This is a genomic window from Nonomuraea sp. NPDC049269, assembly GCF_043197155.1.
Classification (GTDB): Bacteria; Actinomycetota; Actinomycetes; order Streptosporangiales; family Streptosporangiaceae; genus Nonomuraea.
In genome coordinates, this window is the sequence record NZ_JBICSO010000008.1 from 21523 (window position 1) to 35433 (window position 13911).

At 69.6% G+C, this 13911-nt stretch carries 15 protein-coding genes; 4 read left to right on the top strand and 11 right to left on the bottom strand.

Annotation, left to right across the window (positions count from 1 at the left end; genetic code table 11):
* Positions 1-170: 170 nt before the first annotated feature.
* Positions 171-1856: a protein kinase gene (locus ACGFNP_RS39465; RefSeq protein ID WP_393327583.1), complete on the top strand. Its 1686-nt coding sequence runs from the start codon at positions 171-173 to the stop codon at positions 1854-1856.
* Here the strand turns inward: ACGFNP_RS39465 and ACGFNP_RS39470 are convergent, their stop codons facing one another.
* The 5 genes from ACGFNP_RS39470 to ACGFNP_RS39490 all read right to left on the bottom strand — a co-directional run bounded on the left by ACGFNP_RS39470 (position 1857) and on the right by ACGFNP_RS39490 (position 7189).
* On the bottom strand, positions 1857-3503 hold the full coding sequence (locus tag ACGFNP_RS39470) for an acetolactate synthase (protein ID WP_358336687.1): 1647 nt from the start codon (positions 3501-3503) through the stop codon (positions 1857-1859).
* A gap of 63 nt (positions 3504-3566) precedes the next feature.
* Positions 3567-4340: a hypothetical protein gene (locus ACGFNP_RS39475; protein WP_358336690.1), complete on the bottom strand. Its 774-nt coding sequence runs from the start codon at positions 4338-4340 to the stop codon at positions 3567-3569.
* Positions 4337-4990 carry a response regulator gene (locus ACGFNP_RS39480; protein WP_393327587.1) on the bottom strand — a complete coding sequence of 218 codons (654 nt, stop codon included), beginning with the start codon at positions 4988-4990 and terminating at the stop codon, positions 4337-4339. The genes ACGFNP_RS39475 and ACGFNP_RS39480 overlap by 4 nt, the downstream gene beginning before the upstream one ends.
* Positions 4981-6141 carry a sensor histidine kinase gene (locus ACGFNP_RS39485; protein WP_393327590.1) on the bottom strand — a complete coding sequence of 387 codons (1161 nt, stop codon included), beginning with the start codon at positions 6139-6141 and terminating at the stop codon, positions 4981-4983. Before ACGFNP_RS39485 ends, ACGFNP_RS39480 begins: the two co-directional genes overlap by 10 nt.
* Positions 6142-6220: 79 nt before the next feature.
* Positions 6221-7189 (bottom strand): thermonuclease family protein, encoded by a 969-nt coding sequence (locus ACGFNP_RS39490; protein WP_393327593.1) that lies wholly within the window; start codon positions 7187-7189, stop codon positions 6221-6223.
* A gap of 99 nt (positions 7190-7288) precedes the next feature.
* Between ACGFNP_RS39490 and ACGFNP_RS39495 the strand changes: the two genes are divergently transcribed.
* Complete coding sequence (locus ACGFNP_RS39495; protein ID WP_393327595.1) at positions 7289-7870, top strand: hypothetical protein; 582 nt, start codon at positions 7289-7291, stop codon at positions 7868-7870.
* Here ACGFNP_RS39495 and ACGFNP_RS39500 read toward each other — a convergent pair.
* Positions 7867-8586, bottom strand: a complete 720-nt coding sequence (locus ACGFNP_RS39500; protein WP_219533873.1) for a GntR family transcriptional regulator — start codon at positions 8584-8586, stop codon at positions 7867-7869. The two genes, ACGFNP_RS39495 and ACGFNP_RS39500, sit on opposite strands and share 4 nt — an antisense overlap.
* Positions 8583-8852: a hypothetical protein gene (locus ACGFNP_RS39505; protein WP_358336708.1), complete on the bottom strand. Its 270-nt coding sequence runs from the start codon at positions 8850-8852 to the stop codon at positions 8583-8585. Before ACGFNP_RS39505 ends, ACGFNP_RS39500 begins: the two co-directional genes overlap by 4 nt.
* A gap of 182 nt (positions 8853-9034) precedes the next feature.
* On the opposite strand from ACGFNP_RS39505, the gene ACGFNP_RS39510 reads away from it, so the two are divergent.
* The gene (locus ACGFNP_RS39510) at positions 9035-10507 is read left to right on the top strand and encodes a histidine kinase N-terminal domain-containing protein (protein WP_358336711.1); all 1473 of its coding nucleotides are present in this window, start codon (positions 9035-9037) and stop codon (positions 10505-10507) included.
* Positions 10508-10650: 143 nt separating this feature from the next.
* Here ACGFNP_RS39510 and ACGFNP_RS39515 read toward each other — a convergent pair whose 3' ends face one another.
* Entirely contained in the window at positions 10651-10905 is a 255-nt protein-coding gene (locus ACGFNP_RS39515) for a WhiB family transcriptional regulator (protein ID WP_214640152.1), read from the bottom strand.
* Positions 10906-11182: 277 nt separating this feature from the next.
* Positions 11183-12148: a diacylglycerol kinase family protein gene (locus tag ACGFNP_RS39520; RefSeq protein ID WP_358336714.1), complete on the bottom strand. Its 966-nt coding sequence runs from the start codon at positions 12146-12148 to the stop codon at positions 11183-11185.
* Positions 12149-12238: 90 nt separating this feature from the next.
* Here ACGFNP_RS39520 and ACGFNP_RS39525 point away from each other — a divergent pair, with 90 nt between their 5' ends.
* The gene (locus ACGFNP_RS39525) at positions 12239-12631 is read left to right on the top strand and encodes a hypothetical protein (RefSeq protein ID WP_358336717.1); all 393 of its coding nucleotides are present in this window, start codon (positions 12239-12241) and stop codon (positions 12629-12631) included.
* On the opposite strand, the gene ACGFNP_RS39530 is transcribed toward ACGFNP_RS39525, so the two are convergent.
* Together ACGFNP_RS39530 and ACGFNP_RS39535 are read right to left on the bottom strand one after the other, a co-directional pair.
* Positions 12628-13407, bottom strand: coding sequence for an RNA polymerase sigma factor SigF (locus ACGFNP_RS39530; protein ID WP_214640149.1), 780 nt, complete (start codon positions 13405-13407; stop codon positions 12628-12630). The two genes, ACGFNP_RS39525 and ACGFNP_RS39530, sit on opposite strands and share 4 nt — an antisense overlap.
* A gap of 17 nt (positions 13408-13424) precedes the next feature.
* Positions 13425-13850 (bottom strand): anti-sigma factor, encoded by a 426-nt coding sequence (locus ACGFNP_RS39535; protein ID WP_214640148.1) that lies wholly within the window; start codon positions 13848-13850, stop codon positions 13425-13427.
* Positions 13851-13911: the final 61 nt, after the last annotated feature.

Sequence of the window (13911 nt, forward strand, 5' to 3'; positions counted from 1 at the left end):
CCGCAGGATAGAGTTTGTAGGGCTTACAGCATTCAAGTGGCACGTGGGACTCGTGAGTCGTACACTCTCGAAGTTCCGTGACCTCTGTGTTACCTCACCGCGACACAACTTCGCTTTGTTGAACCTTGGGGTGGGAGAGGTTATAGAGGTAGGGGGGTAACGGGGGAGTCATGGTAGCCCAAGGGACGACGCTGGCGGGGCGGTATCGCCTGGACACCCGCATTGGCGCCGGTGGCATGGGCGAAGTGTGGCGGGGCGAGGACATCGTGCTGGCGCGCACTGTCGCCGTCAAGGTGCTGCTGCCCGGCCGCATGGACGATCCCGGTTTCGTCGCGCGCTTCCAGGCCGAGGCCAGGGCGATGGCGACGATCAACCATTCGGGTGTCGTCGATGTCTACGACTACGGTGTGAGCGGCGACACCGTCTATCTGGTGATGAAGTTCGTCGACGGGGAGCCGCTCGACAGGCTGCTGATGCGGCTGGGCCGGATCCCGCCCCAGCCGGCGATGGAGCTGATCGCGCAGGCGGCCTCGGCGCTGCAGGCGGTGCACGAACAGGGGATCGTGCACCGTGATGTGAAGCCGGGCAACCTGCTGGTCCAGCGTGACGGCACGCTCGTGCTGACCGACTTCGGCATCGCCCGCTCGGACGTGGCCAACCGGCTCACCGACGCGGGCATGGTGCTCGGCACCGCCGCCTACTGCGCGCCGGAGCAGGCCGAGGGCGCGCCGGTGACGCCCGCGGTCGACATCTACGCGCTGGGCGTGGTGGCGTACGAGTGCCTGGTGGGGCAGCGGCCGTTCGACGGCGAGAGCGCGGTCACGATCGCGCTCAAGCACATCCGTGAGGCGCCCCCGCCGCTGCCCACCGACATCCCCCGGTCCGTGCGCGCGCTCGTCGAGCGGGCCCTGTCGAAGGATCCGCTCGCCCGTTACCCGACGGCCAGAGCGATGAGCGAGACGGCACGCAAGATCGCGGCCGGCGAGACGCCCGCTCCCGAGCCGGCGCCGCTGGCGACGGGTGCCACCATGGCCGCGCCGATGGAGGCGTACCAAACGGGATCTCGCCAGTCCGGGCCCCATCAGACGGGATCCCACCAGGCGGGTCCCCAGACGGGGTCCTACCAGGCCGGTCCGCACCAGACAGGAGCCCGTCAGGCGGGTCCGCATCAGACGGGGTCCTACCAGGCTGCGCGGCAGGAGGCGCAGACGATGGCCGGGCCGCGGCAGGGCGGCCGTCGCAGCGCCGCCAAGGCGCCCCGCAGGGGCGGTCTGATCGCCGGGATCGCGGCCGCGGTGGTTCTCGGGGCGGGCGCCGGTGCCGTCGCGCTGACGGGCATCAATGCCGAGCCCGAGGCCGGGCCGACCGCCACTACGACTGGCATGGCCAACTCCGTTCCCACCACCGACAAGAGCACCCCGACGACGCCGCGCGCCAGGCGCACCACGCCCAAGGCCAAGCCGACCACGCAGGCGGCGCTCCCCACCAAGACGACCGCGGAGCCGACGGAGAAAGAGACGACGCCGACTCCGGACCCGACGGAGGAGAAGACGCCGACCAAGACCCCCAGCAGCACGCCGACGACGACCCCCAAGGTCGTGAAGAAGCAGGTCCCCAGCGTGGTCGAGCTGCCGTACGCGGTGGCCACCCAGCGGATCAAGGCTGTGGGCTTCACCATCAGGATGGACAACCAGACCACCACCGAGCAGGGCACCGCCTGCGGGAAGATCGGCCAGACCTTCCCCGACGGCGGCACGTGGCTGGATGTGACCAAACCGGTCAAGATCGTCGTCATCGACGGCGGTCCCTGCCCGTCGGGCACCCCGACGCCGACGCCCTCGCTCAGCGTCAGGTAGTCAGATCCCCGTCGTGGTCCTGGGGTAGGCGACCTGGGGGTCGGTGGCGATGTTCACCATGTACGGCACGCCGGAGTCGAACGCCCGACGCAGCGCGGGCCCGATCTCCGACGGCCGGGTGACCAGCTCGCCGCCGCCGCCCAGCGCTGTCACCACCTGGTCGTAACGGCACTGCGGCTGCAGCTCGGCGGCCACGTCGTAGCCGTAGAGCAGCTGCATGGGGTGCTTCTCCAGGCCCCAGATGCCGTTGTTGCCGCAGATCATGACCACCGGCAGGCCGTGCCGGACCAGCGAGTCGACGTCCATGAGCGAGAACCCGGCCGCGCCGTCGCCCAGCAGCAGCACCACCTGCGAGGACGGCCGGGCCAGGCGGGCCGCGATGGAGTAGCCGAGGCCGGTGCCCAGGCAGCCGTAGGGGCCCGGGTCCAGCCAGTTGCCGGGCTGCTTGGGCTCGACGTACTTGCCCGCGTAGGAGACGAAGTCGCCGCCGTCTCCGATCACCACGGCGTCGTCGGCGAGCACCTTGCCGAGCTCGCCGTAGATGCGCATGGGGTGGATCGGGTCGGAGTCGGCCCCGAGCAGGCCGGCGTCGCCGGCGATCGCCGCGGCGGCGGCCTCCGACAGCTTCGACACCCAGCCGGAGTAGGCCGTGGGCTTCAGGCCGGCGTCGCCGCAGGCCGTACCGAGGCTCCAGAAGACCACGGAGAGGTCGCCGGCGGCGGACGCGGCCGGTTGCGTGTGGGTGGCGAGCTGGGACGGCGCGTCGGCGATGTGCACGACCTTGGCCGGCGACCGGCCCTCCTTGCCGCCGAACCAGCCGTAGCCGAGCCGGAAGTCGAGCGGGGTGCCGATCACGACGACCAGGTCGGCCTCGGCGAAGGCGAGGCCGCGGGCCCGGGTGACGAGCAGTTCGTGGCCGGCGGGCAGGATGCCGCGGCCCTGGCCGTTGGGGATGACCGGCAGCCGCCAGTTCTCGGCGAAGTCGCGCGCGGCCTCCTCGGCCCGGTCCATCCACACGTCGGACCCGTAGACCAGCACCGGGCGCTCGGCCTCGGTGAGCAGCCTGGCGATGGTGGCCAGGGACTCGGGGTCGGGTTCGAGGGGGGACGGGCTCTGCGTCTCGACCGGGTGCACAGGCGATGGCGCGAACAGGTCGTCCATGTAGAAGTCGAGGAAGACCGGCCCGCGATGCGGCGCGATGGCCGTGCGGAAGGCCGACTCGACATCCTGGCCGACCGAGTCGGCTCCGCTCGCGGTGAACGACAGCTTGGTGATCGGCCCGAGCAGGGGCGGGTGGTCCATCTCCTGCAGCGCGCCGCTGCCCCAGCGCGAGCGCGGCGCTCGCCCGCCCATGACCACCACTGGAGAGCCGTTGAAGTGCGCGGTCGCGACGCCGCTGATCCCGTTGGTGATGCCGGGCCCCGCCGTCAGAGCGGCCAGCCCGGGTGTCCTGGTCAGCCGGGCTGTGGCCTCCGCGGCGAACACGGCGCTCTGCTCGTGGCGTACGTCGAGGATCCGCATGCCCTCGTGCACGGCGCCGTCGTAGAGCGGGAAGACGTGCCCTCCCGACAGAGTGAACATGGTCTCGACACCGTAGGCCTTGGACACGGCGACGGCGGCGTCACCGGCGTGCTTCGCAGACTCCATGCCCGGGAACCTACCAACGAGTCACCCGAGTAAACAGATGTCAACGCTCGGGTCCCCGGAGAGTCACTCGCAGCAGGGCATCACAAGAGCATTCTGCGACTGTATGGTGATCTTCCTTGGTGAGGTGGGGTCCTTCTTGACGTTGACGTCGGCCCGCTTGGCGCTCGCCGTCACGTCGTAGCCCAGGTCGGGGACCACCACGACGACATCCCCTCTGGTCCTGACGACCGCGCGGACCTTCGTCGGAGCGGCGTCGAAGGACAGGTCGACGCGACCCGCGCCGGTCTCCATGTCCGCCTCGCCGCCGGTGAGCCCGACTCCCGTGACATCGCCGGAACCACTCCTGGCCCAGACCGTGCCCGAGGTCCGGTAGGCCCGCAGCTCACCCGACTCGGAGGTCATCCGGATGTCGCCGAAGATGTCGTGGACATCGAGGCCGCCATTGGCCGACTCCGTCTCGATGTCGGTCTCCTCCGGCACGAACAGCGTGTAGTGAGCCTGACAGAGCGGCGCGTCCGGCTGGTCCATGCCAGGGCAGGAAACGTCGAGCCGCAGCGTCCGCTGCTCGTCCCAGTCCTCCTTGACGCCCGGCTTCTGCTTGGACCAGCGCAGCGACCGTTCGAGAAACAGCTCGCCGGCCTCGCCGGGATGGATGCTGACATTCACGTTTCCGCGCGCCACGATCACCTTCAACCGAGACAGCTTGAACGGGATGCTCCTGCTGGTGGTCTCTATCGGTGGACGGGCGTAGGCGAATGCGCCCCAGAGCACGCTGCTGGTGCCCAGCAGAGCCAACACGGTCACCATGGCGCCCGCGCTCAGCCACAAGGCCCTCATGACAGACTCCTGATCTTGAGGAACTGCAGGACGGCGAGGACCCGCCGGTGGTCGCCCTCGGCAGGGGACAGGTCGAGCTTGGCGAAGATGTTGCCGATGTGCTTGCCGACCGCCCCCTCACTGAGCACGAGCTCCTGGCCGATGCCCGCGTTGGAGCGGCCTTCCGCCATCAGCTTGAGCACCTCGCCCTCTCTGGGCGTCAGCCGGTCCAGCGGGTCGCTGTGGCCGCGCAGCAGCAGCTGGGCGACGACCTCCGGGTCCAGCGCGGTGCCGCCCGCCGCCACCCTGCGCAGCGCGTCGATGAAGTCGGTCACGTCGGCCACCCGGTCCTTGAGCAGGTAACCGACGCCACCGCTCGCCGAGGCGAGCAGCCGGGCCGCGTAGCGCTCCTCCACATACTGGGAGAGGACCAGCACGGATATGCCGGGGTGCTCGCGGCGCAGCACGAGGGCCGCCCGCAGGCCCTCATCCGTGTGGGTGGGCGGCATACGCACGTCCGTGACCACCAGGTCGGGCAGGTGCTCCTCGGCGGCGCGCAGCAGGCTCTCAGCGTCGTCCACGGCCGCCACCACCCGCATGCCGGCCGCGTCGAGCAGCCGGACGAGCCCCTCGCGCAGGAGTACGGAGTCTTCCGCCAGCACTACTCGCACGGCAGGTCCACCTCGATCGTGGTCGGCCCGCCGAGCGGGCTGGACAGGCGGAGCGTTCCGTCGACCGAGTCGATCCGCTGGACCAGGCCGCGCAGCCCGGTGCCGCCGTCGAGCGTGGCGCCGCCGCAGCCGTCGTCGAAGATGAGCAGGGACAGCCGGTCGCGCTCGCGCACCACGCTCACCTGGGCTCTGGTGGCCGCCGCGTGCTTGGCGATGTTGGTGAGTGCCTCGGACACGATGAAGAACGCCACCGCCTCGATGGTAGGAGAAGTGCGTAGGCCGATGTCGACGCGGAGCCGCACCGGGATGGGGGTGCGCGCGGCGATGCCGGAGAGCGCCGCGTCGAGCCCTTGGTCGTTGAGCACGGCCGGGTGCAGGCCGCGGACGAAGTCGCGTAGCTCTTTGAGCGCCTGTTTGGACTCCTCGTGCGCCCGCTCGATCGCCTCGCGGGCGGGCTCGGGCAGGTCGGTCAGCGTGGCGCGGGCCAGTCCGAGGTTCATGGCCAGGGAGACCAGCCGCTGCTGGGCGCCGTCGTGCAGGTCTCGCTCGATGCGCCGCCGTTCGGCGTCGGCCGCGTCGATCACCCCGGCGCGGCTCTCGGTCAGCGTCTCGATCCGCTGTCCCAGCTCGTGGCGGCTGGGGCCGAGCAGCGTGCGCGCCACCGACAGATCGAGGTGCGCCATCGCCCGTGCCAGGGCCGGGGCCACCAGCAGCAGCACGAACCCGACGGCCATGTAGGCGGAGACCACGCCCGGATTGCGCAGGTTGAAGCGGAACACCAGCGGCGGGTCCTGCAGCATCGGCTGCAGGAACGCCGTCAGCCCCACCACGGCCGCCCCCCACGCGAACGCGACCAGGACGGCCCCGGCCAGCCCCACCAGCGGCGAGAGCACGTGGTAGCCGATCTGCCGCCAGGTGATGTGGCTGCGGTAGCTGATCGGTGAGCGCACCGGCGGGATGCGCACCCCGAGGAACGCCTCGAACCGGGAGCGCTGCACCCGGGTGAAGTGCGGCAGGCCGCGGCGCATCAGGGGCGGCGCCGCGGCGCACGCGACGGTCAGCCCGGCGAGGACCATGCCGACGGGCAGCCCGATCACGACGTGCGCCGTGTCGAGCCAGGCGCGTGCCGACCACGGGCGGGGGACTTTCATGCGACCAACCGTATTGACCTACGGGGATGCGCGACATGGGCTTGGTGTGCGCCTGTGGGGTGGGGCTAACCCCACCCCCTCACAGCGGCGGGACGGACCAGCCCTTCTCGCTGAACAACGGGGCGTGCTCGGCGTTGATGAACAGCCGGTCCTCGGGGTTGGGGATACGGAAGTAGCTCTGCGGATGCAGCAACTCCCTGGCGTTGTCCGACAGGTCGAGCACGTAGCGGTCAGGCGCCCGGCGCTGGGCCAGGAAGCGCAGCTCGAACGGCAGCACGGCGAGCGGGTTCGCGTGGTCCCAGAGGCCCAGCCCCGCCTCGCGGGCCCGTCGTACGGCCTGCCTGGCCCGGCCCAGCGCGCCTGCTTCGGCGACCGTCCTGGCGCTGCCCGGGGACGGCACGGCGTCGGTCAGGCGGCCCTCCTGGCGTACGAAGGGGTCGACGTTGGGCCAGATGAAGTACGGGATCACATGCCCGGCCGCGAGCAGCCGCTCGTTGTAGGGGTCGGGACGGGGCTTCTCGCGCTGGTCGCGGTTGACGTAGCAGAGGAGCCTGCCGTACCTGTCGAGGATCTCGTGCGCGAAGGCCAGCCTGATCTTGAACGTCTCGTCGGTGAGGGCCTGCTCGGTGATGTCGAGCTGGATCATGGTCTTGAGCGCCTGGGTGGCCGGGGCCGCGTGGGCGGCGTGGTTGGGCGCGGCCGCCGGGCCCAGCCTGGCCAGCAGGTTGTTGTGCAGGGCCGTGCGGAGCGTGAGCTCCTGGTAGCCCTTCTCGAACGGGTCGGTGAGGAAGGTCGTCCAGGCGGGCTTGTCGATGGAGACGAAGCCCTTGGGGAAGTCGGGGAAGTTCGGGTTGCGCGGTAACTCGAAGCTGACCTCGGGAGCGTCGACACCGAGCAGGCGCACGCCGAAGTTGCCGTCGGCCGCGATGTTGATCGTGTCGCCGTCATGCACGATCTTGTCCACCGGCTGGGCCGTGCCCTTGGAGCGGGCGAGGAGAGCGTGGCCGACCGTGATGCCGGGAACGGGTTGTTCGATCGCCTTTGCCATGCCGCCATAATCACCCCGCTATGGCAAGAAGTCCCGTAATAGCCGAACGATTCGCTATTAATGGACATCTCATGGGATGAGACATGACATGGAGGCCAGATGTTACACATGGGGATGGCTGTGGCCGCCGCCGCGGTGATGTCGATGGGAGCGGGCTCCCTGCCCGCCGGGACGCTCTTCCTGGAGACCCACCCACCGGCCAAGAAATGGGAGACCTACACGATCACCGAGTCGAAAGGACTCCCGCTGCGGCTGAACCCGTGCGAGCGCCGCACGGCCTCGACCGCCGATCGCCTGGCGACCCGGGCTGTCCACTACCGATCGGAAGACACGGTCAAGTACGAGCAGCTCGTCGTCTACAAGAGCGTCTCCGCCGCCCGCGAGGCGATGCGAGGATTGCGCGCGGACCTGTCCCGCTGCGCGAACTTCGGCAAGGGCCCCGATCGCCACCACTACTACACCAAGCCACTCAAGGTGGGCGACGACGCTCTGCGGGCCGGCGGCCGGTTCTTCGAGAACGGCGAACAAGCGGTCGTCGTACGCAACGGCGCGACCGTCTATGTCGTAGGCGGATCGGCCTGGCCCACGAAGAGCCTGCCGCTCAAGCGCTTCAAGGGTCTCATCTCCCAGGCGGAGCGGATGACGGACAAGGTCTGCGACCTGCCGAAGGCCGCCTGCTAGGGGCGGCGCAGGCGGGTGACGAACTTGTACCGGTCGCCGCGGTAGAGCGACTGCGCCCACTCGACCGGGTTCCCGTCGGCGTCGAAGGCGTGCCGGGTCAGGAGCAGCATCGGCAGGCCCACGTCCACGCCCAGGGCCTTGGCGTCGTACGGGGTGGCCAGGACGGTCTCGATGATCTCCTCGGCGTCGGTGAGCCGTACGTTGTAGGCGTTGTGCAGCGTCTCGTACAGCGACGCGTGCACCTCCAGCTCGCGCCGCAGCCGGGGGAAGCGGCGGGCCGACAGGTGGGTGGTGTCTATCGAGACCGGCTCTCCGTTGGCCAGGCGCAGGCGGTGGATCCGCAGGACGCGCCCGCCGGGGTTGATGGCCAGCCGCCGGGCGAGCGGCTCGTCGGCGGTGATGTAGCCGATCTCCAGGATCTTGGTGTCGGGCTCCAGGCCGGCCGTGCGCAGATCGCCGATGTACGACGTGAGCTGCAGCACCTGCGCCACCTTCGGCTGGGCGACGAACGTGCCCTTGCCCTGGATGCGCAGCAGCCGCCCCTCGACGACCAGCTCGGTCAGCGCCTGACGGACCGTGGTGCGCGAGGTCTCGAAGCGTACGGCCAGCGCCCGCTCGGGGGGCAGCGCCGTACCGGCGGACAGGCTCTTGGTGAGCTCGAGCAGGCTCCGCTTCACGTCGTAGTACTTCGGTACGCGAGGGCCGTCGTCCGTCACGCTCTCACCTTCACTTCTGCCACGGCGGTGAGGGCGTGTCTGATCACCGCGAGATCATCGGAACTCAGAATGGCCCGAGCGGTCAACCACCGGCACGACACGGGCACGGGCTCGCTCGTCGTCAGACCGGGCTTGCCCGCCGTGATACATGCCGGTTCGGGCAGCTCAGGTTGATTGTGAAGGATATACACAGGGGCAGGCGTGGCCGCAACCGAGGCCGCGCCGAAGAGGATCAACGTGTCGATCACCTCCGCAGCGCTCAGCACGGTCCCGCCTCGCGGGACGGTGTGACGGTTATCACCATGTGAGATTCCCGAAAATCGACGGTTGACCGCACGATGACACGCCCGTGTTCACCGGCGTTCGAGGCCCGATGGGTGAGCCGGCGGGCGGCGCGGGCCGGGACGCCGGTTTGGTTGTTCCGCGGGAAAGCACGCATGATGCACTCGTGCCGACTCTCAGCGACCTCGTCGTCCGCCACACCGCTCTCGACGCGGCGGACCTCGACTGGCTGCACTCGCTGGTCTCCGACTGGCAGTTGCTGGCCGACCTGTCGTTCGCCGACCTCATCCTGTGGGCGCCGCTCCAGGGCGAGGGCGGCGGCTGGATCGCGATCGCGCAGATGCGCCCGACCACCGGACCCACCGTCTACCACGACGACATCGTCGGCACCGTCGCGGCCAAGGGCGAGCGCTACCTGATCGACACGGCGTGGAACGAACGGCGCATCTGCCGCGAGGGCGACCCCGACTGGTCGACGGGCGTGCCCGTCCGCGAGGAGACCATCCCCGTACGCCGGGCGGTCCCGGTCGGCGAGGCCCGCTTCCTCGCGGTGATCCAGCGCTCCACGAACCTGTCCTCGGCACGCACCCCCTCGCGCCTGGAGCTCACCTACCTGCAGAGCGCCTCCGACCTGGCTCAGATGGTGGCGGAGGGGCGCTTCCCGTTCTCCGGCGAGGAGCCGATCCTGGTCCGTTCCCCGCGGGTCGGTGACGGCCTGCTGCGGCTCGACCGGGCGGGCCGCGTCACGTACGCGTCGCCGAACGCCCTGTCGGCCTACCGGCGGCTCGGCCTGCACGCGGATCTGGTCGGAGCCGAGCTGGGCCGGGTGACCGCCACGCTCTGCTACTCCGACGAGCCCATCAACGAGGACCTGATGATCGTGGCCAGCGGGCGGGCGGCCAAGGAGACCGAGGTCGAGTCCGGCGGGACGATCGTGCAGCTCCGGGCGATCCCGCTGATCGTCGGCGGCGGCCGCATCGGGGCGCTGGTGCTCATCCGCGACGTCACCGAGCTGCGCCGCCGCGAACGCGAGCTGATGACCAAGGACGCGACGATCCGCGAGATCCACCACCGGGTCAAGAACAACCTGCAGACGGTGGCGGCCCTGCTCCGGCTCCAGGCGCGGCGCCTGCGCGTGCCCGAAGGGCGGGAGGCGCTGGAGGAGGCGGTTCGGCGGGTCGGCTCGATCGCGATCGTGCACGAGACGCTCTCTCACGCGCCGGAGGAGTTCGTCGACTTCGACGACATCGCCGACCGCGTGATCGCGATGGCGGGCGAGGTGTCGGCGGCGGAGGCGGAGGTCACCCCACGGCGGATAGGCAGTTTCGGAACCCTCCCGTCGCTCATCGCCACCCCTCTGGCGATGGCCCTCACCGAGCTCCTGCAGAACGCCTTGCAACACGGCCGCCCCAAACACCTGCAAGTGGTCGTGGAACCGACTCCGGACAGGCTGCGCGTGACCGTCTGGGATGACGGCCAGGGCCTGCCCGACAGCTTCGACCTGGACAACTCCACGAGCCTGGGCCTGCAGATCGTCCGCACACTCGTGGTGGGCGAACTCTCGGGCAAGCTCGCGATCGCCCCTCGTCTGGAGGGCGGCACAGAAGTGACGCTCTCCATCCCGCTTCCGGCCGCCTGACGGCGTGCCCTTGTCACGGGGCGCGCGTGTCGGCGGCCCGTCACGTGCGGGTTCCGCGGGCATATTCCGGCAGGCCCCAGCTGCCCAAGGCGTGTGGGTCCGCCCATGCCCGCCGTACGAGATCGGGTCGTCAGGCGGTTTCGTCAGGCGGAGGCGCGAGCGCGGGCACGGGCGCTGCGGCGCTTCAGGGCCCTGCGCTCGTCCTCGCTCAGGCCACCCCAGACGCCGGCGTCCTGGCCGGACTCCAGAGCCCACTTCAGGCACAGGTCGACCGCCGAACACGAGCGGCACACCTGCTTGGCCTCGTCGATCTGCGAGAGTGCCGGACCGGTGTTGCCGATCGGGAAGAACAGCTCGGGGTCGACGTCACGGCAGGCAGCTCTGTGGCGCCAGTCCATGCGTTCACTCCTTAGTAGATGGAACCTCAGGTTGGCTCCGTGCGGCTACTACTTTGTGAAGAGTTTCACTAACTCGCGCGAGCAATGACCCGGATCCTGGAGGGGACCGGGATTGCTCACCGTACGCCGGAGCGGACCGGTAAGGCTTGTTAAAGGTCCTACGTTCCGACGTCAAAGTTGAGCCTGTCAGCCACGGAGAGTGCACGCAAGGGGGTTGGTGGGAAGTTTTGGCTGGGATGGATGTCGGATGCGTCACACAATGACCGAATGTAACCAGCTAGACCAGAACTTGTAATGCGTTCGGGATAGATCGGAATGTTACCGATTCCCGTTCTCCCAGGTAGTCACCGTCCAGTTGGAAGGCCACTGGGCGGGCCGCCGTGAGCGTGAACTCGGGCTCGTCGTGCAGCTGGACGAGGTGCCGGCCCGACGGAAGGCTGTCACGCTCCGTGAGGATCTGCCGGATGACGGGGAGCATCGAGATCAGGCCCATCCGCTGGAGCCCCAGCAGGTCGAGCCCGGTTTCGAAGCCGGCCCAGGGCGTGGGGCTGACCGGCCGGTTGCCGACGTAGGTCCATGGCGAGGTGTTGGAGATGATCGCCATGTAGACGCCCTTGGCGGCGGGGATGCCGGGGCCCGTCAGCGTCATCGCCGGGTGGTGCTTGTCGGTGGCGAGATAGTGGCGCAACGCGGTGTTCACATAACGCGTCGGCGTCGCCTTCCTGCCCGAGCCGCGGAGCCCCTCGACCGCCCGGACGACTTCGGCGTCGTACCCCATCCCCGAGCAGAAGGTGAAATATCGGCTCTCGCCCTCCCACAGGGCCTGCCCCAACCCCACGGTCCTGCGGCGGCCGTCGCGCAGCGCCTCCAGCACCGCGCCCGTGGCCTCGACCGGGTCGTTCGGCAGGCCCAGGGCGCGGGCGAACACGTTCGCGCTGCCCCCCGGGATGACGAGCAGCGCGGGCCGTCCGGAGCTGGGATCGTCCAGGTGCGCGGCGTCGTCGCCGTTGACGGCGTTGAGCAGGCCGTTCACCGCCTCGTTGATCGTCCCGTCGCCGCCGAGCACCGCCACCACGTCGTAGCCCTTGGCACGGGCGGTGCCGGCCAGCGTCGCCGCGTGCCCCCGGTATCGGGTCTGCTCCACGGTCAGCTCGACGGTGGCGCCGAGCGCGCGGATCAGCACGTCGCGCCGGCGGGCATTCGTGGTCGTGGCCTTGGGGTTGACCAGGAGCATCGCGCGCATGTCGTTCAGCGTAGCCGGTGTCCGATATCTGGCTTATCGGCCATTAGTCGGAATCTGGGGGCGGCAAGGGGCACCGATAGGGTTTGGGGCGTGAACCGACCTTGGACGCTTCTCGTCGCCGCGCTCGTCGTCGCCCTGGAGGGCCTGGTGGCGCTCGGCCTCGGCCTCTATGTCGGCGTGGAGACGCTGACCGGCGCCGCGGAGGACGTCACCAGCGCGCTGGCCGAGGCGGCGTTCGGGATGCTGATCGGCGCCGGACTGCTCTGGGTGGCCTGGGGCGGCCTGTTCAAGATGGAGCGATGGGGGAGATCGCCCAGCGTGCTGGCCCAGATCTTCGTGCTCCCTGTCGCGGTCACGCTCATCCAGTCGGACGAGCCGCTCCTTGGGATCCCGTTGATCCTGGTGGCCGTCACCGGCCTCGGCACGTTGCTCGCGCCCCCCACCACCCACGCACTGTATGGCGAGGACTCTCAGAAGGATTAGTCGTCCGCCGTCAGGCCCTCGCGTAGTTGGGCCAGCGTGCGGGCCAGCAGCCGGGACACGTGCATCTGCGAGATGCCCAGCTCGGTGGCGATCTGCGACTGGGTCATGTTGCCGAAGAACCGCAGCAGCAGGATGCGCTTCTCGCGGGGCGGCAGCCGTTCGAGCAGCGGCTTGAGCGACTCGCGGTATTCGACACCCTCAAGCGACTCGTCCACGATGCCCAGCGAGTCGGACACGGCGGGCGCGTCGTCGTCGCCGGAGTCGGGCGCGTCGAGGGACACGGTGGAGTAGGCGTTGGCCGACTCCAGGCCCTCGAGCACCTCCTCCTCGGTCATCTTCAAGTAGGCGGCCAGCTCCGCGACGGTCGGTGCCCGGCCCTCGCGCTGCGACAGCTCGCTGATCGCCTTGGTCAGCGACAGCTTGAGCTCCTGCAGGCGGCGCGGCACGCGCACCGCCCAGCCCTTGTCACGGAAGTGGCGCTTGATCTCGCCGACGATCGTGGGCGTGGCGTAGGTGGAGAACTCCACGCCGCGGTTGAGGTCGAAGCGGTCGATCGACTTGATCAGGCCGATGGTGGCGACCTGAGTGAGGTCGTCGAGCCACTCGCCGCGGTTGCGGAAGCGGCGGGCCAGGTATTCGACCAGAGGAAGGTGAAGCTCGACCAGCTCGTCCCTGATGCGCTGCCTACGCGGCTCATCGGGACCCAGCTCGGCCAGCTCGGCGAAGAGGATGCGGGCACGCACCCTGTCGGGGACGGCGTGGTCGCTGGTGGCCATGGCTCCAGTCCTTTCCGTCACGCCGGCCTCGCCGTGCCTCGGCGCTTACGCAGGACGATCGCCATGCGATCGGGAGAGTCGATCACCGCTTCCACATCGTCTGCCAGGGCGGTCAGTACCATCCAGGCGAAGTCGTCCCTCTTGGGCGCGGAGCTGCCGACCGTCGCCACTTCGACTCTGACCTGCATCTCCTGCCCGGTCAGCTCGAATTCGGCGGTCAAGTCGGTCCCGGGCACGGCCTCGCTCAGCAGCATCGCGCACGCTTCGTCGACCGCGATCCGCAGATCCTCGATCTCGTCCAGCGTGAAGTCGAGCCGTGCGGCCAGCCCGGCGGTGGCCGTACGCAGCACAGACAGGTAGGCACTCGCGGCGGGGAGCCTGATGCTCACCACGTCACGGATGCCGGCCACGCCCTCAGCCCGCGTCTCGGTTTCCTCGGTCACGTTCCTCCTCGCGTTATGACGCTGACTGCAACTTACCGCCCCTGGGAGGTGGTTGGCGGAT